The following is a 17866-nucleotide window of genomic DNA, read 5'->3' on the forward strand; positions in this document are numbered from 1 at the left end:
CGGAGAGCGATCGATCTGTTGGCGAAGGCTCCCGGCGTGGAATTGGCGGCAATCTTCAGCCCCGAGCACGGCGTAACCGGCACGCTGGACACAACGGACATCGGCAATACAAAGGACCAGGCGACGGGTGTTCCGGTGTACAGCGTTTACGGGGCAAAGGATGCACAGAGGCGTCCGTCGATTGACGTGCTGAAGACACTGAATGCCCTGGTGTTCGACATACAGGACGCCGGTGTACGTTTCTACACGTACGAAACCACCCTTGGCTATTTTCTAGAAGCGGCCAAGGCGGCGGACATCGAGTTGATCGTGCTCGACCGGCCGAATCCGATCACAGGCTCATACGTGCAGGGGCCTGTTTCGGAGCAAGGGAAAGAGAGCTTCGTCAATTACTACGCGGTTCCTGTGCGTCACGGCATGACTCTCGGCGAATTGGCGCGGATGTTCAACGAAGAGCGCCGCATCGGAGCGAAGCTGACGGTGATCGCCATGCAGGGCTGGATGCGCGGCGACTGGTTCGATGCGACCGGAATTGCGTGGACGAACCCTTCGCCGAACCTGCGCAGCCTGTCGGAAGCGACGCTGTATCCGGGCGTGGCGCTGATCGAGGGCACGAACGTTTCCGTGGGGCGGGGAACCGATACGCCGTTCGAAGTTGTGGGCGCGCCGTGGATCGATGTGCGGAAGTTCGCTGAGTATCTGAACCAGCGGAGCATCCCGGGCGTGCGGTTCGTCCCTATTCATTTCACGCCGCAGTCGAGCTCCTATGCCAACCAATCGTGCGGTGGAGTGAACATCATCGTGACAGACCGTAACGCGCTGGACGCGCCGGAGCTGGGTATCGAGTTGGCGTCAGCGCTGGTCAAGCTGTATCCGGACAACTATAAAGTCGCACGAATGCCGGAGCTACTGATTCATCAGGCCACCTATGACGCGCTCCTCAGAGGCGAAGATCCGCGGCGAATCGCCGACGATTGGCGGGACGAACTGGAGCAATTTATGGCCCTGCGCAAGAAGTACCTGCTGTACTGAGCAACCCCCCTCGGTGGCTAAACAGGCTAAGAATTAAAGCCATATGCAAAGAGTAGGGTCATCAGCGAAGAATCTGCGTTGTGTGATGTCGTTGTGTGATGTCCGGCAATGGAGGTGACGCTATGGAAAACGGGTATCTCGACTTTCTCTACTTCGACTTTTTCTACTAATGTTGATTTCGGCATCGTGAAGTAAGAGTCGGCATAGCAGCTGTCGAGTCCAAAATAGTAAGTAAGGTCCGGTCTTAGCAGGAAAAAACTTTCCACGGGAATCTGGGTTGAACGAAAGCGGGAGGAGATATGCGGAAATTTCTATCTGTCTTTGTGCTGTGCGGGTCGGTTGCGGCGTGCGCCCAGGCGGGTTCGCAATTGCAACGGCGCGCAAATGAGTCGGCAACTGCGAAGAACGATGACCCCGTCGCGATGCTGACGCTGCCGGCTGGAACGAAAATTCCCCTTGTGCTGAAGCACGCCATCTCCACCAAGAGCGCCCGCGAGAACGACAATGTTTACGCAGAAACGAACTTCCCCGTCGTGCTGGACGGGAAAATGGTTGTGCCACCCGGAACGTATGTGCAAGGAGTCATCACGCGCATACAGCGTCCCGGCAAGGTGAAAGGACGCGGGGAACTGCTCGTGCACTTCAACTCGATGATCTTCCCGAGTGGCTACACGGTGTTGCTACCGGGAGCGGTAGACAACGTGCCGGGCGCAGAGCACAGCCAGATCGCGGGGCAGGAGGGCACAATTCAGGCCGATGGCAGTAAGGGCAAGGACACTGGCACCGTGGCGGGTACCGCGGCAACCGGAACTCTGATCGGCGCTTCGGCGACGAGAAGCCTGAAGGGTGCCGGCGTGGGTGGACTCGCGGGGGCTGCGGTTGGACTCGGCACGGTGCTGTTGACGCGCGGTCCCGATGTCCGGCTGGAGAGCGGCACAACGGTGGAGATGGTTCTGGAGCGTCCGATAACCGTGGATAGAAACCGAATTGGGGCGAGGTAACCGCCTCTCGATAATGCGGGTTCTGGGAAGCGCGAACAAACCGGTTCGCGCTCTTTTAGTTTCACATGCCCTCGTTCATGAGTCTGCCGGCGACTGACATACAAGTAGCCATCGCCGTCCAGCTACTCTGAAGTCCGGATAACAAATTGCGTCGTTCTCCGTCTGAACAGGTTGGCGGCACAAAGTTTCGCACCCAGCACACGGCTACGTGCATCCTAAGAGGTGGAATGGCCTTGTGGATTGCTGTTTGCGGCGAAGGCCGCTCCCAAAAACGCGTGGTATACTTCAGCAACCTCGAACGGTTGCTGTAGCTTCAAAGGAAGGCACTCTGGCAGCCGAAGGAACAAAGATGGCCGGTAGTTCTCGTCGTTCCCTCCTCCTAGTTTTTCTTGTCGTCATCGCTTGCGGATTCCTGGGCGTTGTCTTCGGACAGCGCGTCGGCTCGAGTACGCCTTCGGGCGACACCGAGATTCGCGAGAGTATGCGTGTGTTTTCACAGGTTTACGACGTAGTCGAGCAGAACTACGCGGAGCCGGTCAATGCCGATAAGACGATCTACAACGGCGCTATCCCAGGTATGCTTCGGGTACTTGACCCGCACTCGAATTTCTTTGACCCCAAATCCTACTCGCAGTTGCGGGAAGAACAGCGCGGCAAGTACTACGGCGTGGGAATGCAGGTCGGTCCGAGGAACAGCAAGGTCATCGTGATCGCGCCTTTTGCGGGTGCACCGGCGTACCGCGCCGGTATACGTCCTGGCGACATCATCATCGCCGTCGACGGCAAGCCGACGGACAACATGACGACCAGCGATGTTGCTGACCTGCTCAAGGGACCGAAGGGAACAACGGTTAAAATCGGCATCTTGCGCGAAGGCACGGATAAGCCGATGGAGTTCGCCGTCATCCGCGACGAAATCCCCCGCTACTCGGTTGATCTGCATTTCCTGATCCGCCCGGGCATCGGCTACATCCATGTGTCCGGTTTCCAGGAGACGACCGAGCAGGAAGTGTCTCAGGCGCTGGATGAGATGGGCGACGTCAAGGGCCTCATTCTCGATCTCCGACAGAACCCCGGCGGATTGCTGAGCGAGGGCGTAGGCGTGGCCGACAAGTTCTTGAAGAAGGGCGCGGTCATCGTTTCCCACCACGGACGCTCCAGTCCGGAGAAGATCTATCGCGCGGCTCACGGTAACGGTGGACGTGATTTTCCTCTCGTCGTACTGGTGAACCGGGGTACGGCTTCTGCGGCAGAGATCGTTGCGGGCGCTATCCAGGACCATGATCGTGGGTTGATCGCGGGCGAAGCGACGTTCGGCAAGGGCCTCGTGCAGACCGTGTATCCGCTCTCCGAGAACACCGGTCTGGCGTTGACCACGGCGAAGTATTACACGCCAAGTGGTCGACTGATACAGCGCGAGTACACGGGCGTCTCGCTCTACGACTATTACTACAACCGTGAAGACGAGAAGGCCGAAAACAGCAACAACACGCAGAGCCATGAAGTGAAGTTGACCGACAGTGGCCGCACGGTGTTTGGCGGTGGCGGCATCACTCCGGACACGAAGCTGGAAACGCCTAAGACGAATCGATTCCAGGATCTGCTATTGCAGAAGTACGCGTTCTTCAACTTTGCCAAGCACTACCTGGTAAACCGGCACGTCAACAAGACGTTCCAGGTGGATGACCAGGCTATGCAGGAGTTCCGTCGCTTCCTTGACGACCAGAAGATTGCGTTTACCGAGGCGGAGTTGGCGGAGAACAACGAGTGGATACGCTCTCAAATCAAAGCTGAAGTGTTCATCAACGAGTTCGGGCAGCAGGAAGGACAGCGAGTACGCGCCGAGTCTGACCCGAGCGTGAGCAAGGCGCTGGACTTGTTGCCAAAGGCGAAGGAACTGGCGGACAACGCCCGGAAAATTATCGCTGATCGGAATACGGCGCGCCTCGGCAACCAGCAGTAAGGACCAGCGTTCAAGATATAAAACAACAGGCCCGCGGAGCAGATCCGCGGGCCTGTTGTTGTCGCATATCGCACGCGCGTGCTTACGCGACCTTTCTCTCGTCTTGCGGGTGCCTGGGCCTGACGTAGACTTCTCCGCCACGGATATCCGTGTTGTAGAGCTTGATCTGTTGTTCAGCAGGGCCAGCCACCACACGCCCGGTTCGTAAGTCGAATTGCGAGCCGTGCCACGGACACTGCACGGTACAACCGATGAGCGCTCCGTCCGAGAGCGGCCCGCCACGGTGCGTACAGTGGTCTGAAAACGCGAATACGCCGTCACCGCATTTTCCGATCGCCACCCGCTCGTTGTCGACGCGCACGAGCATCAGTTGCCCTTCGCCGAGTTCAGATTGATTGCAGGCGGGACGGTCCCACGCCTTCAGTTCGCGCTCCTTCCATTTGCCGGCGTTCGCGTAGCGCCGGTCCACGCCAATCTGGTTGCGATACACCAGCGTCCCTCCGAGCCAGCCAGAAAACAGGATCAGAGCAACCCCCAGAAAGCTCACGATCAGCGCCACTCTGTCCGGAGCGTCATACGGGCCGCCCCTGCGCCATGCGACGTAGATGAATAGCAGCAGTCCCAGCGAGTTCAGTCCGCCATGGATGAAGCCTCGCTGCTTGGCACTGGAATTCGGCGGCACTACGCTGAGCAGGTCGGTTACGCCTGCAATGGCCGCGGCAACGGCGCCTATACAACCTCCGATGACAGCGTAGAAACCCGCCGCCCAGAGCAGGTTGTTGTTTGTTGAGGTGGCGATCAGGTCGAATATCAGGCTGGCTACCCACAGTCCGATCGGGAACGTGACCAGGATGGGATGAAGCGGGTGCGACCCAAGATGCGCACGCGATCGCATATGTTCTCCTCCGGCCTCGAACAGGAAACCGACAGCCGCGGATCCCTGCAAACGTAGCACTTAGATGGATTCAGAATGCGTGGAGCGGGATGGCTGTTACGAGTTCGCTGATGTGGCGTTGGTTCGATCCCGCCCGGTTATCGTGCAATCAAAACAGGTTTAGCTGAGTTCGGCGAAACCGCCTTGGTCAGTTCTCACCTTGATGAGTACAATCACTCTTGATGCCTTCGAACTGGCTTTTTTGGATACTCTTCAATGTCTTCGTTCTTGCAATGTTGGCGCTCGACCTTGGCGTTTTCAATCGCAAGGCTCACGTCGTACGCTTCCGGGAAGCAATAACGTGGACGGTTGTCTGGATTTCGCTGGCTGCTGTCTTCGCCGTATTGCTGTACTTCTTCGGCCATACAATGACAGGCCACGCCAACCGCCCGAGTCAGGAACTCTCGCTGGAGTTCATTACGGGCTACCTCATCGAGGAGGCGCTCAGCGTAGATAACCTCTTCGTCTTTTTGCTGATTTTTCGCTACTTCAAAGTTCCCGGCGAATTCCAGCACAAGGTGTTGTTCTGGGGGATCATCGGTGCCCTGGTGATGCGCGCCCTGTTCATCGCCGCCGGCGTGTCGCTCATCACGCGCTTCCACTGGATCATCTACGTTTTTGGCGTATTCCTCATTTACACCGGCATCAAGCTCTTCACGCAGAAGGAAGCGGAAATCGATCCGGGCAAGAATCCGCTTGTCAGTTTTTTCCGCAAATATATGCGGGTTACGCCCGAGTTCGAGGGCGGCAGGTTCTTTGTTCAAAAGCATGGACGAGGCTACGCCACGCCGTTGGCGCTGGTCCTGCTCGTAGTGGAGACCACGGACGTTATCTTCGCAGCCGATTCCATCCCTGCGATCCTGGCCATCACGCGTGAGCCGTTCATCGTTTACACATCGAACGTCTTCGCGATCCTGGGGTTGCGGTCGCTGTACTTCGCGCTGTCGGGGATGATGGAGCTATTCCATCTCCTGCATTACGGGCTCTCGATCATCTTGATGTTCATTGGCACCAAGATGCTCATCTCGAGCTACGTGAAGATTCCAGTTGCAGTCGCGTTGGGTGTGGTCGCCGGCGTGTTGGCGCTTTCAGTAATGTTTTCGCTCATGTTCCCGGCAAAACCGGCTCCGGAATTCGAGTAGCTGGCGCTACTCGAAGCGGACCTTGTCGCCTTCGACGACGGAATGCTTCAGGAACTTCGCATCGTTGTGAATAGGGTAGTCGGTGCGGTAGTGCGCGCCCCGACTCTCCTCCCGCGCGAGCGCCGAGCGCGCTATCAGCAGGCCGGTTTGCAGCAGGTTGGCGGCTTCACGCGCGCGACGGCACTCTGCTTTTGCGGTCGCCACTTGTAACTGCTCTAGCGAAGCAATCGCCTGGCGCAGGCGCTTGCCTTCGCGCACGATTGCAACGTCCTGCCACATGATGCGCTGCACCTGGCGAACGACTTCTTCGGCCTCCGGACAGGGAGCGGAGGTGGCAGCTTTTTTTGCCTTTTCGGGCGAGGCATCTGGCCTGGCATGGTTCTTCTGCGGCTTGGTCTCGCGGCACATCGCTTCAGCGGCCCGCGCTCCAAAGACCAGTCCTTCAAGTAGGGAGTTGCTGGCCAGGCGATTCGATCCGTGCACGCCCGTTGCCGCCACTTCTCCGGCTGCATAGAGACCGAAGACGGATGTATGTCCGTCGAGATCTGTCCTCACCCCGCCCATCGCGTAATGAGCTGCTGGACGGATTGGGACCAGCTCTGCCGTAAGGTCGATGTTGTACTTGAGGCAGGTCGTGTAGATGCGAGGGAAGCGGCGCATGACGCGTTCGGCCTTCAGATGCGTCAGATCGAGATAAACCACCGGTTCTTTCAGGAGGCAGACTTCCAGTTCATGAGCGATGGCGCGCGCTACGACGTCCCGCGGCGCAAGCTCCGCCATGTCGTGGTACTTGGGCATGAAGCGGTGCAGTTCGGCGTTGCGAAGGTAAGCGCCTTCGCCGCGCAGCGCTTCCGAAAGCAGGAAGTGTGGAGCGCCCTTCAGGTACAAAGCCGTGGGATGGAACTGCAAAAACTCCATGTCGCTGATTGCAGCGCCGGCGCGGTATGCCATGGCAACGCCGTCTCCGGTTGCGACCGTCGGGTTCGTCGTATCCGAGTAAACCTGTCCCAAACCGCCGGTGGCCAGCAGTACGGCACCCGCGCGCACCTTTTGCAGGTGTCCGTTGCCGTCGATCAACAACACGCCCACGGCGCGGCCATCTTCCATCCAGATGTCGGTGGTGAAGCCGAACTCGCGAAAGGTGATGTTCTTGAGCGTAGCTGCCCTGTGGTAGAGCGCTCGTCCAATTTCCTGGCCTGTGGAGTCGCCGTTTGCATGGAGCACGCGGTTGCGACTGTGTGCGCCTTCCCGGGTGAAGGCCAGCTTGGTCCCACTGCGGTCGAACTGCGTACCCCACGCGATCAACTCTTCGATCCGCGGCGGACCTTCCTCAACAAGAATGCGGGCAGCCGCTTCATTGCATAGGCCATCGCCTGCGGCGAGTGTGTCCTGGAGATGCAGGCTGATCTCGTCTTCATCACTGAGCGCCGCGGCTATTCCGCCCTGGGCATACTGCGTATTGGACTCGCTGAGTTCCCGCTTTGCGAGGCAGAGTACCCGGCCAGCGGATGCGAGTTCGATAGAGGCGCGCATACCGGCAACGCCAGCGCCGATAACAATGAAGTCAGTTTCAATTAAGGCAGCGGATTTCATCGTGAATAGAGAATGTTAGCACGATAAAAGGGTCGCGCTGCCGTTCTCGCCTTAGTCGCGCGGGGCCGCGCCACGCTCTTGTTGAAGCCTTCCACCCGCAACACGACTCAGCACAGAAGTGAGACTCTCGTCCTGCCGGAGCAACGCGAAAGCAATGTTGCGGGCGCATTCCAAGTTCATTCCGTTGTTCACGCCGGCATCGGTTAAGATGGAAGCTTGATTCGAGTAAGCATAGAAACGAAGTCTCACCCGTACGCAGCGCTCATCGAACAGGGAGTGCTCCGGTCCGTCGGCGTGTATGTGCGCGAGTTGTTGCCGAATTGCCAGAGGTTTTTCGCAGTCAGCGTAGCGCCCGTACGAAAGCACTACGGCAAGACTTTTGCGAAATCGTTCGCGGCAGACAACCTGGAACTGCAGTTCCTGGAGATGCCAGACGGTGAGCGCCGGAAAACCCTGAGCACAGTGCAGGATCTCGGTACCAAGATGGTGAAGTTGGGCGCCGACAGAAACTCCTGCATCATCGCACTTGGCGGTGGCGTGGTAGGCGATGTCGCCGGATTCCTCTCGTCAATTTACATGCGTGGCGTCAAGTTTCTTCAGGTTCCCACTACGTTTCTGGCGCAGGTGGATTCTTCTGTCGGCGGCAAGACCGGCGTAAATCTGGAAGAAGGCAAGAACCTGCTGGGCACGTTTAAGCAGCCAAACCTCGTCATCATTGATCCCGAAGTACTCGTCAGTCTTCCCGAACGCGAATACCGGTCAGGCCTGTATGAGGCATTGAAGTACGGAATCATCCGGAACCCGCGAATATTCGAGTTTATGGAAGAGAATCGCGATCGCATTTTGAAGCGCGATCCCGCTACGCTGGAGTGGCTGATTGCCGAGTGTGTTCGTGTTAAGGCGTCAGTGGTCGCAGCCGACGAAGAGGAACATGGCGTGCGCCGCATTCTGAACCTTGGCCACACCATTGGGCATGCACTTGAGGCAGAGACTGGCTATCGGCAGTTCCTGCATGGCGAAGCAGTGGCCTGGGGCATGGTCGCCGCGGCAATGATTTCTGTCGGCATGCAGAAGACAGACTCGCGCACTGCGCAACGCATCATCAGCGCGATTCTCGCTTACGCGCCGCTTCCCAAGGTAGAGGTGCGCGGCAAGGCCTTGGCAAAGCGCATTGGGAAAGATAAGAAGACGGTCGAAGGTCGCGTGCATTTCATACTTCCCGTCGAAATCGGCAAGGTGGACGTAGTGAGCGAAGTGCCGGAGCGCGCCGTCTTGCAGTCGATTGAAGAACTTCGTTATCTGTCGCAGGCCTAGCAATCAGCAAATCACCCAGATGATCGAACCAATCAAAACCGTGGGAGCGCGCCCCGCTGGCGCGCAGGATTCGCAAGCTGCCTCAGCCGCCGTGCGCGAGATGTTTTCCACCATCGCACCGCGTTACGACATGCTGAACCACGTACTCTCGATGAACGTGGACCGGTTGTGGTGGTGGCGTACGGCGCGCAGGTTTCGGGGAATCCTTAGCCGGCGCGACGCTCGCGTGCTGGATCTCTGCTGTGGTACGGGTGACATGGCTTTCGCGTTGCACAAGAAGGCGGGATCAACGGGCGCGGCCATCTACGGCGCTGATTTTGCTCACCCCATGTTGCAGCGCGCCCTGCACAAGGGACGCAGCAAGCCTTTGCGCTGGCTTGAGGCGGATGCGCTACGGCTACCGTTCGGAGACGCTCGCTTCGACCTGATAACGTCCGCTTTCGGCTTCCGAAATCTAGCCGACTATGACGCTGGTCTGCGCGAGATTTGCCGCGTACTGCGCGATGACGGCGAAGTCGGGATTCTCGATTTCGGCGAGCCCAAGGGACTGCTTGGGAAGGTCTACCGCATGTACTTCAAGCAAGTGCTGCCGGCCATCGGCACTGTACTGAGCGGAGTGGGCGGACCCTATGCGTACCTTCCGGCATCGGTCGAAAGGTTTCCAGAGCCAGAAGAAATGCTGCAGCGGATGAGAGCCGCAGGTTTCAGCAAAGTTGGGTACACGCCGTACACGTTCGGCATCGCCGGACTGTACTGGGGGCGGAAGTAGAAGATCAGCCCTGTGGCTGCCCGGCCATTTCCATCTGCTGGGGCTGCGTGCTCTCGGTGCGAAAGCTGTCAGCCAGCGCCTCTTCCACCGTGTACCGAATGACCGTTTCGTAGTCTCGCCCAAGAAACTTGCGCAAGCGCGTTGTATCCATGGTGTATGACCCAATCATGTACGGCAACGCCTGCGGCGGTATCGCCGAAATTCCAAGATTCCACAACAACCTGAGAACGAAGCGACACGCCCAGCGGCCGGGCATGCGGACCACCTTCGCGTTCGCGATTTCGGCGCAGCGGGCGAGAGTGATGGGTTCACCCCTTGCAGCGACATTCAGGATGGTTGTCTCCGGGCTGCTTTCGTCGCGGTGCAGGATGTGTGCGAGCAGCCGCGCCATGTCGTCAACATGGACGAACTGGTATCGCTTTTCGGGATAACTCCGCCCGAACGGGAGCATGAGGGGGAGGCGTTTGCCGCTGGCTCGCAACCGCTCGCCGCGCTTGCCTTTGCCCGTTGGCGTGCCTCGCAGGGCACCGACAAGGTAGTTCTGCATACTCGCCCCGGTGAATATGTGCGGACGAAGGATATACGTGCTGCACTCACCGAGCGTTTCGGTCCTGTAGCGAACGACCTCATCGCTCTGCTGCTTGTGAATGGCGTAGGGAAGCGTGTGTGCGCCGAGGGGAAAATCCTCTGCGATGGGGCCTGACGTCTCAGGCCCGTAGGCGCTCACGCTGCTGGGGAAGATGAACTTGCGAACATTGCCGCCGTAGCGGTTCACTACGGAAATGGCTTCCATGACGCGGGCAGTACCGGCCACGTTGATCTGCCACATGCGCTCAACGTCGAGGACGCCTGTGCGCTGCGGATCGATGACGAACGCAAGGTGCACGATGGCGATCGCGCGTGTCTCTTTCAGTAAAGTTACCAGTTGGCGGCAGGAGGATTCTTCCGCCAGATCAATCGGCTCGAAACGAAATTGCGGCGGCTGCGATGGCGGCCGCAGGTCTAGGCCAATTACCTCGAATTCGTTCAGCAGAGGTAGCAAGCGCGTGCCCAGGTTCCCGGCGATTCCGGTTACGATCACCGTTCGTCGTTCGGAAATCGTCGTCATCTTGGCTCTTGCGCGCCCGTTTGGGGCGTGGGTTCAGGTTTGGCTTCCGCTGGGCGGCGAGTCGGAGCGGGCGATGCCGGTTCGAGCGCATCAAAGTAGGCGTTGTTCAGTTCCGTTTTTCCCGTCTTGTCGAGCCTTTCAACTTCGGCTTCCAAACGTCGGGCTGTCAGAGCTTTCTGAATTTCTTCCGTCGCCTTCTCGAGCGGAGCAACTCCCTTTTGCTCGACCTTGTAAATGAAGAAAGCCGAGGGGTCGGAGAATGGCTGCGATACTTCGCCGGCCTTCAGGTCGAAGACGCTCTCCTGGGCGACGGGCAGCGATCCGCGCCGGCGCGCCCCGACTTTTACAGGAGGTTGCTGAACGGTCGTGGCACTGCGCTCGAAGGCTTCCTTCTGCAACTTCTCCGGATCCTCGCCGGCGACCCAGCGGTCGCGGACTTTCTGGGCGTGGGCTTTCTCGTCTTCTTCATCGACGGGTTGTTCTTTGCTGGCTGTGCGGCGGGGCACGATGATGCGCTCCAGCGTCGCTTCCTCGAACTTGGGCAGGTTTTCGCGGTAATAAGTTTCGACCTCGCCCGGCTTGGCATGCGAAGCCTGCTCCTGCAGGTGGCGTCCCAACTCTTGCGCCATCAGCTGCAAGGTCATGAAGCGGATCAACTCTTGAACTTCCGCATTCTTGTCGAGCCCCAGGCGCTTTGCCTCATTGCTGTAGAGAACGAGCCGACCGAGGTTCTGTGCGAAGTTGCGCATCTGCACGTCGTTAACGTTGGGCCCCGCGGCTTTTGTCAGGCGCTCGAACTCGGCACGCGTGACGACCTGGCGGCAGCCTCCGGCCTGCTTGGCCGCGGTACTCGGATCACACGAGCCGGTCACGGTAATAACCGGAGCATCTGGCGGTACAACGGCTTTCGGCAACGGTGCACTGCCGGTTTTCGCGGGAGGTTTCTGAGCAGGAGCTTCCTGCGCTCTTGCGGCGGATGCCTTCGCCGGAGGAGCTGTGCTGGGAGGCGCAGTCTGGGCCGTAACAAACGAGGAGCAGGCAAGTGCAGCTAGCAGAACGAGGCGTCGAGTGCTCACGGAACCTCCGGCAACTGAGTGCGCCGGAAATCGTAGCACAGGGTTTCGTTTCACTGTATGTGTCATTGGACAATAACGAACTAGGGACTTGCGAACTGGTCTGAGAACTCAGTGCAGTGTTGGCTTAATACAGGTGACAAGGTAATCTCCTTCGTATGGCCGACGACGTACTCAGTGGGAATGCAATGCGCGCCGAGAAGCGGGAAGTCGCGCGCAATTCCGTCGTTGTTGCACTTCTCATTACTGGCCTTAAGTTTGTTGTCGGCGTGACGACAGGATCGTTGGGCATAATGTCGGAGGCGCTTCATTCGGCGCTGGACTTGGTCGCCGCCGTCGTGACCATGATGTCGGTCCGCGTGAGCGACAAACCGGCGGATGCCGACCATCAATATGGCCACGGCAAGGTCGAGAATTTTTCCGCATTTATAGAAACTGGACTGCTACTGCTGACCTGCGTCTGGATCGTGTGGGAAGCCTTCAAGCGCTTGTTCTTCCAAACGGTTGAGATTGAGCCCAGCGCATGGGCGTTCTATGTCATGTTCTTCTCGATCGGTATGGACTTCTGGCGCTCGCGGGCGCTGAAGCGTGTCGCGGATAAGTACGATAGCCAGGCTCTGCATGCCGACGCATTGCATTTCAGAACGGATATATGGTCGAGCAGCGTGGTCGTTGCTGGCCTTGTGTTGGTGTGGGCCGGACGAACCTTCCATCACGAATGGCTGATGAAGGCTGATCCTATCGCCGCACTCGGCGTGGCCGGGGTCGTGGTGTACGTGAGTTGGCGATTGGCCCGGCAAACGATTGACTCGCTGCTGGACGCCGCTCCAGCAGGAGTGCGCGCCCAGATCATCGCCCAGGTGGAAGCCGTTCCGGGTGTGCTCGAGATCGGGCGCGTGCGGATTCGCAAGGCCGGGAACCGCTGTTTCTGCGATCTTTCGGTCGCTCTGGCGCGCAACGTCACGTTCCAGAAATCAGAGCAGGTGGTTCTGGAAGTCACGCAGGCGGTCCATCGCGTCCTGAAGGAAGCAGACGTGATGGTGAACGCCGTTCCACAGGCACTACACACGGAGAACCTCTTCGACCGTATACGCGCCGCTGCGTTGCACAAGAACTTCATGGTGCATGACATCAGCGTGCAGGACCTGGGAGGAAGTCTTCACGTCGAGCAGCACGTCGAACTCGACGAGCGCCTCACGCTCGTAGACGCGCACGATCGCGTTACCTCGCTTGAGTCCGAGATTCGCAACTCAGTGCCGGAAATAGCTTCGATCCTCACGCACATAGAGAGCGAGCCTGCGACCATCGAGACCAGCGACGAGATCGTTCAGGATCGGGACCTGGAGCGAAAGATGAAGGATATCGGCACAGAGTTTCCGGAGATTGTGGATGTTCACGAAGTGGTAGTAAAGAGAGTACGCGACCACCTCTATGTATCCTGCCATGTCACGATGAACGATGAATTGCCACTCGCCAGGGTCCATGACGTGCAGACCGCGCTGGAGATCCGTTTCAAGCAAGCTGCACCGAAACTCTTTCGCGTGCTGATCCACCCCGAGCCGCAAACCGACAACCGGAGATAATCGCGGCCTCAGGCTATTCTGTTACGGCGATCCAAGTGACGGTCAATCGCCGCTATTGTGTGAACTCAAGGAGCAATCATGGTAACCGCAAGCGCCAAGTGGACGGATAAAGAACGTTTCATCGGTATCGCATCGAGCGGACATGGGATCGTGGTTGATGCCGGTAATGACAAGACTGGCTGCGGCCCTATGGAACTGGTCCTCATCGGCCTGTGTAGTTGCACGGCTACCGACGTCGTCAGCATTCTCGGGAAGAAGCGCGAGCCGTTCACCAGCCTCGAAGTGCGTGCCGAAGCTGAGCGCGCAACCGAGGTCCCGATGGTCTATACGAGCATTCGTCTCGTTTATCGGGTAGGCGGCAACGTGAGCCGCAAGGCAGTGGAAGATGCCGTTCGATTATCCAAGGACAAGTACTGCTCAGTTTCGCAGATGCTCCAAAGCACAGCCGCGATCACGTTCGATATCGAAATGCAAGACGCGGAGTGACCGGCACGCGTCCTGCACAACCATTTTGTTCATCATGCCTACATGCAATCAAGCACACGAATTTACGAGGCGTGCTTATGCGCAACACATTTTCTTCATCCTTTGCACGTCCGGGTGAATCCATTGCTGCATGTAGAAAATTTTACGATTTCTGTGCCGAGTCCGGTGCAACATGGAGTGCGGATGTCTGAACAGAAGAAGGTGGTAATCTTCACTCCGCCCGGTTGACCGCCGTGCCACGTGCTGAAGGCCTTCCTCGCGGAGCGAGGGATTGAGTACATCGACAGAGATGTCAGCATCGACCAGTCAGCCGTTTTCGAACTGGTACGCACCTATAACAGCCGCTCCACTCCTACAGTCGTCATCGGAGACGAGGTACTGATCGGATTTGATCCGGAACAAATCGAAAAACTGCTCGCACAGTAAATCGCAAACTAAATCGCGCGCTAAATCGCACACGCTGCGTGGTTATTTTTTAATTGCAGCGGCTACGCTGTTCTGGGGAATTTCCGCGACGCTGGGGAGGGCCGTGTTCACGGGCCGCCTTTCACTTGGCTCGCAACCGGTACAACCCATTGAACCGCTCATGCTGGCGCAGAGCCGCACGACAATCTCATTTCTACTGCTTACGCCCATTCTTCTGATGAATCGAGGCTGGGCCGGACTGCGCCTCAGCAGGCGCGAGATCGCTCAGTGCATGTTGCTCGGAACGGTGGGAGTGGCGTCGTCGAATTACTTTTACTATCTCGCGATCCAGAGGACGACGGTTGCGACCGCCATTATCCTGCAATACACTGCGCCGGTCTTCGTGTTGCTCTACATGCTCTTGCGGGGGGAACAACACGCGACGGTGCAGCGTGTTTCGGGCGTCACGCTGGCCGTGGTGGGCTCGGTGTTTGCCATCGGCGCTATAGGGTGGACGGGGCATTTCCCCTGGGTAACGATTGCTTCTGGCGCGCTGAAGTTGGACAGCATAGGCGTTACTGCTGCCCTGATCGCGGCCGTGGCGTTTTCCTTCTACAACGTATTCGCGCGACGACTTGTGGAAAAGAACGACCGCTGGAGAGTTCTGCTGTATGCGCTGATGGGCGCGGCAATCGGCTGGAATTTCGTAAATCCGCCGTGGAAGGTTATGGCCGCGCATTATTCGCAGGCGCAGTGGACGTTTCTGCTGTTGTTTTCGGTATGCTCGGTGCTGATTCCGTTCTCGTTGTACTTCTGGGGACTGCAGTACCTGGATGCAACGCGCGCCATCGTCAGCAGTTGCCTCGAGCCGGCGTTCGCTATCATGATTGCCGCCGCAGCGCTGGGAGAGGTCGTAGGGCCGCTGCAGATAGTCGGCATCGTGGTAACGCTAACGGCGACTGTGCTGGTGCAGTTGCCAGAGAAGGCGGCGCGCGAAGGTGCCTTGATCATCGAACCCATGGAGTAGGGCTGGATGTGCAGAGGCGAGACCGAAGTCGCCTTGATGTGCTGTACACGCAACAGCCAGCAAAAGCCCAGCCGTCGCATCACTGATGGGCAAAGCGCTCGAGTAGGTGAAAGAAACGCTGCGCTTTGGCGACGTCGCGCCCGATCTGCTCCTTCAACGCATCTGTAGAAGGAAACTTCACCTCGTCACGGAGACGCTTCAGGAACAGCAGTTCGACCTCCGTCTGCGCCGTCAGCTCGATTGGATGAAAGTTCAGGATGTGTGTCTCAATCGCGAAACCGTCATCGCCGAATGTCGGTCGCATGCCAACGTTGGTTACGGAATCGAAAACCTCGTCGGCGACGCCGATTCGGCTGATATAAACGCCGTCCTTCGGAACCAGTTCGTCGTAGCGGCTCAGGTTGATGGTCGGCACCGTATAGCGGTGTCCGTACCCGCGTCCGCGCCCTGGGGTTGAAAAGACAGTGAAGGGACGTCCGAGCAGCCTGCGCGTGCGATCCATGTCGCCAGCCTGCACGAGCTTCCGAACCTCGCTGCTGGAAACAACGTGTCCCCGAACCTTCATCGCGTTGTAGATATGTACTTCAAATCCGAGCTTGTGCCCGAATTCCAGCAACCGGTTCGCGTCGCCTTCGGCCTTGTGTCCGAATCGGAAATTGAATCCTTCATGTACCTCGATTGCGTGCAGGGCAGTCGCCAGTATCTCTTCGGCGAACTCGAACGGCGGCATCATCGAGAGATCACGCGAGAAGGGAAGCACGACGATTGCGTCGATCCCGATCTCCTCCAACAGGCGCAACTTGTGCGGCATCGGCGTGATGAGCGGAGGCGCTTCCCGCGGACGCAGAATGCGTACTGGGTGCGGATCGAAGGTCAGTACCACGGCCTTGGCGCCGATCTCTCTGGCGCGCTCTACGATGCGATGCAGCACGTACTGATGCGCCTTGTGCACGCCGTCGAAGTTGCCGACCGTGAGCACGCTCGGGCCAAAGTCTGCCGGCACTTCGTCGAGTTTGCGGAAGACCTGCATCACAACTCGAACTCGAGCCTTAGCCCGTCGTAGGCGAGGCGAACATTGTCCGGCAGTGCGCGGTTGGTCTCTTCGTGTGGAAGGTCGTGCGCTATATGCGTAAAGAAAGTACGCTGCGGTTTCAGGCGCTCCACGATTCGCAATGACTTCTCGATTGTGGAATGTGTTGGATGAGGCTTATAGCGCAACGCATCCAGGAACAGGATATCGAGCCCCTGTAGCGCGCTCAATGATTGCTCGGGCACCACGCTGAAATCGGTGAGATAGGCCGCGCTCCCGAAGCGGTAGCCGAAGATCTCGTTGTCCCCATGGAGCACGACCACGGGCGTGAACTGTTTCCCGCAAACTTCAATCGTCGAGTCGATATCGAGCAGTTCCACTTGCGCCAGACCGCCGTACTTGTAGTCGGCGTCGAAGACATACTTGAAGACCGAGCGCAGGACACGTTGCGTCTGGTGGTTTGCGTAGAGTGGCAGCTTGCCTCCGCCTGTGACGCGCGGGAAACTGAGTGGACGCAGGTCGTCAAGTCCGAGAATGTGATCGGCATGACCGTGGGTGTACAGCACGGCATCAATCCGATTGATGCCCTCGCGCAAGGCCTGCTCGCGGAAGTCCGGCGTGGTGTCGATGAGCACACGGTGACCGTCCCACTCGATCATGACTGAAGGGCGGGTTCTCCGGTCGTGCGGGTCCGTGGACGTGCATACGAGGCAATCACAGCCGATCGTGGGCACACCCATGGAGGTGCCGCTACCGAGCACCGTGAGGGTTGCGTTCATTTCTTAAAGCCGGCCAAGGGATCCGGCGGCATCGGAGCCTGCGGGGGTCTCGTGATGGCGCTGGTGATCTCGAGATAGGCCATGCGCAACTCATACAGACAATTCTGTAGCATGATGTCTTCGCGTGATGTCAGATTACCCTTGGTTTTCTCGGCCATGATGGCCAGCGTGTCGATCGTCTGGCGCGCGCCGATCAGGTCCGCACGGGGTGGCATGCCTTGTTCTTGCATGCCCTGTTCCTGCACGAGTCCGAGCTGCATCAGGGCGGTCATGTAGATCGAGGCGACGAACTTCTCAAACGTCATCTCGAAATCCTGCACATTGCGGCCGCCGCCACGCGCGTTAAGTTCCATTTGCAGATGCTGGTCGAGTGACCTGGTGCGCTCGGTGTACCTGGAGAGCTGCGCGTCGCGTTCTTCCGCCGATGGTCCTTCCGCGAGTTCTCCTTCAGGCGGCGCCGCTGGAGGCTCACTCTTCGGCGGTTCGGGTGCGATGGGAGGTTCGGGGGCGGCTGTCTGCTCCGGCTCCTCAGAGATTTCGGAGCCCGGCTTCAGTTCGCCTTCCAGGGTGAACTTGCGACGATCGGTGACCACGAATTCGGAGTTTTTATCGTTTTTTGGCATACGG

General features: G+C 58.5%; 17 protein-coding genes. 10 read left to right on the forward strand and 7 right to left on the reverse strand.

All coding sequences use genetic code 11. From position 1 onward, the window contains the following. From VN622_14305 to VN622_14315, 3 genes are all read left to right on the forward strand, one after another. A partial coding sequence (locus tag VN622_14305) for a DUF1343 domain-containing protein (protein ID HWR37031.1) occupies positions 1-1032 on the forward strand: 1032 nt, incomplete at its 5' end. 299 nt (positions 1033-1331) lie between these two features. Continuing rightward, a complete protein-coding gene (locus VN622_14310) occupies positions 1332-2033 on the forward strand; it encodes a hypothetical protein (GenBank protein HWR37032.1) in 702 nt (233 codons plus the stop codon). A gap of 349 nt (positions 2034-2382) precedes the next feature. Beyond that, complete coding sequence (locus tag VN622_14315; protein ID HWR37033.1) at positions 2383-3996, forward strand: S41 family peptidase; 1614 nt, start codon at positions 2383-2385, stop codon at positions 3994-3996. A gap of 82 nt (positions 3997-4078) precedes the next feature. Here the strand turns inward: VN622_14315 and VN622_14320 are convergent, their stop codons facing one another. Beyond that, the gene (locus tag VN622_14320) at positions 4079-4891 is read right to left on the reverse strand and encodes a DUF2231 domain-containing protein (GenBank protein ID HWR37034.1); all 813 of its coding nucleotides are present in this window, start codon (positions 4889-4891) and stop codon (positions 4079-4081) included. Positions 4892-5112: 221 nt separating this feature from the next. On the opposite strand from VN622_14320, the gene VN622_14325 reads away from it, so the two are divergent. Next, positions 5113-6072 carry a TerC family protein gene (locus VN622_14325; GenBank protein ID HWR37035.1) on the forward strand — a complete coding sequence of 320 codons (960 nt, stop codon included), beginning with the start codon at positions 5113-5115 and terminating at the stop codon, positions 6070-6072. A 6-nt stretch (positions 6073-6078) separates the two neighbouring features. Here VN622_14325 and nadB read toward each other — a convergent pair whose 3' ends face one another. After that, positions 6079-7665 carry an L-aspartate oxidase gene (gene nadB, locus VN622_14330; protein HWR37036.1) on the reverse strand — a complete coding sequence of 529 codons (1587 nt, stop codon included), beginning with the start codon at positions 7663-7665 and terminating at the stop codon, positions 6079-6081. Positions 7666-7881: 216 nt separating this feature from the next. On the opposite strand from nadB, the gene aroB reads away from it, so the two are divergent. Further along, positions 7882-8979 carry a 3-dehydroquinate synthase gene (gene aroB / locus VN622_14335; protein HWR37037.1) on the forward strand — a complete coding sequence of 366 codons (1098 nt, stop codon included), beginning with the start codon at positions 7882-7884 and terminating at the stop codon, positions 8977-8979. Positions 8980-8998: 19 nt separating this feature from the next. After that, positions 8999-9748 carry a ubiquinone/menaquinone biosynthesis methyltransferase gene (locus VN622_14340; protein HWR37038.1) on the forward strand — a complete coding sequence of 250 codons (750 nt, stop codon included), beginning with the start codon at positions 8999-9001 and terminating at the stop codon, positions 9746-9748. Between the two features lie 4 nt (positions 9749-9752). On the opposite strand, the gene VN622_14345 is transcribed toward VN622_14340, so the two are convergent. Both VN622_14345 and VN622_14350 read right to left on the reverse strand, forming a co-directional pair. Next, a complete protein-coding gene (locus VN622_14345; GenBank protein ID HWR37039.1) occupies positions 9753-10856 on the reverse strand; it encodes an NAD-dependent epimerase/dehydratase family protein in 1104 nt (367 codons plus the stop codon). After that, positions 10853-11932, reverse strand: a complete 1080-nt coding sequence (locus VN622_14350; GenBank protein ID HWR37040.1) for a peptidyl-prolyl cis-trans isomerase — start codon at positions 11930-11932, stop codon at positions 10853-10855. The genes VN622_14345 and VN622_14350 overlap by 4 nt, the downstream gene beginning before the upstream one ends. Before the next feature lie 155 nt (positions 11933-12087). Here VN622_14350 and VN622_14355 point away from each other — a divergent pair, with 155 nt between their 5' ends. The 4 genes from VN622_14355 to VN622_14370 all read left to right on the forward strand — a co-directional run bounded on the left by VN622_14355 (position 12088) and on the right by VN622_14370 (position 15430). Continuing rightward, complete coding sequence (locus tag VN622_14355) at positions 12088-13512, forward strand: cation-efflux pump (protein HWR37041.1); 1425 nt, start codon at positions 12088-12090, stop codon at positions 13510-13512. A 78-nt stretch (positions 13513-13590) separates the two neighbouring features. Continuing rightward, the gene (locus tag VN622_14360) at positions 13591-13998 is read left to right on the forward strand and encodes an OsmC family protein (GenBank protein ID HWR37042.1); all 408 of its coding nucleotides are present in this window, start codon (positions 13591-13593) and stop codon (positions 13996-13998) included. A gap of 240 nt (positions 13999-14238) precedes the next feature. Beyond that, a complete protein-coding gene (locus VN622_14365; GenBank protein ID HWR37043.1) occupies positions 14239-14424 on the forward strand; it encodes a glutaredoxin family protein in 186 nt (61 codons plus the stop codon). Further along, a complete protein-coding gene (locus tag VN622_14370) occupies positions 14387-15430 on the forward strand; it encodes a DMT family transporter (GenBank protein ID HWR37044.1) in 1044 nt (347 codons plus the stop codon). Before VN622_14365 ends, VN622_14370 begins: the two co-directional genes overlap by 38 nt. Before the next feature lie 79 nt (positions 15431-15509). Here the strand turns inward: VN622_14370 and VN622_14375 are convergent, their stop codons facing one another. The 3 genes from VN622_14375 to VN622_14385 are packed head-to-tail and all read right to left on the reverse strand — an operon-like array spanning position 15510 to position 17862. Further along, entirely contained in the window at positions 15510-16460 is a 951-nt protein-coding gene (locus tag VN622_14375) for a bifunctional riboflavin kinase/FAD synthetase (GenBank protein ID HWR37045.1), read from the reverse strand. Further along, the gene (locus VN622_14380) at positions 16460-17239 is read right to left on the reverse strand and encodes an MBL fold metallo-hydrolase (GenBank protein ID HWR37046.1); all 780 of its coding nucleotides are present in this window, start codon (positions 17237-17239) and stop codon (positions 16460-16462) included. The genes VN622_14375 and VN622_14380 overlap by 1 nt, the downstream gene beginning before the upstream one ends. Further along, complete coding sequence (locus VN622_14385; GenBank protein ID HWR37047.1) at positions 17236-17862, reverse strand: DUF1844 domain-containing protein; 627 nt, start codon at positions 17860-17862, stop codon at positions 17236-17238. Before VN622_14385 ends, VN622_14380 begins: the two co-directional genes overlap by 4 nt. Between the last annotated feature and the right edge of the window lie 4 nt (positions 17863-17866).

The organism is Clostridia bacterium (assembly GCA_035561135.1).
Taxonomy (GTDB): Bacteria; Acidobacteriota; Terriglobia; order Terriglobales; family Acidobacteriaceae; genus DATMYA01.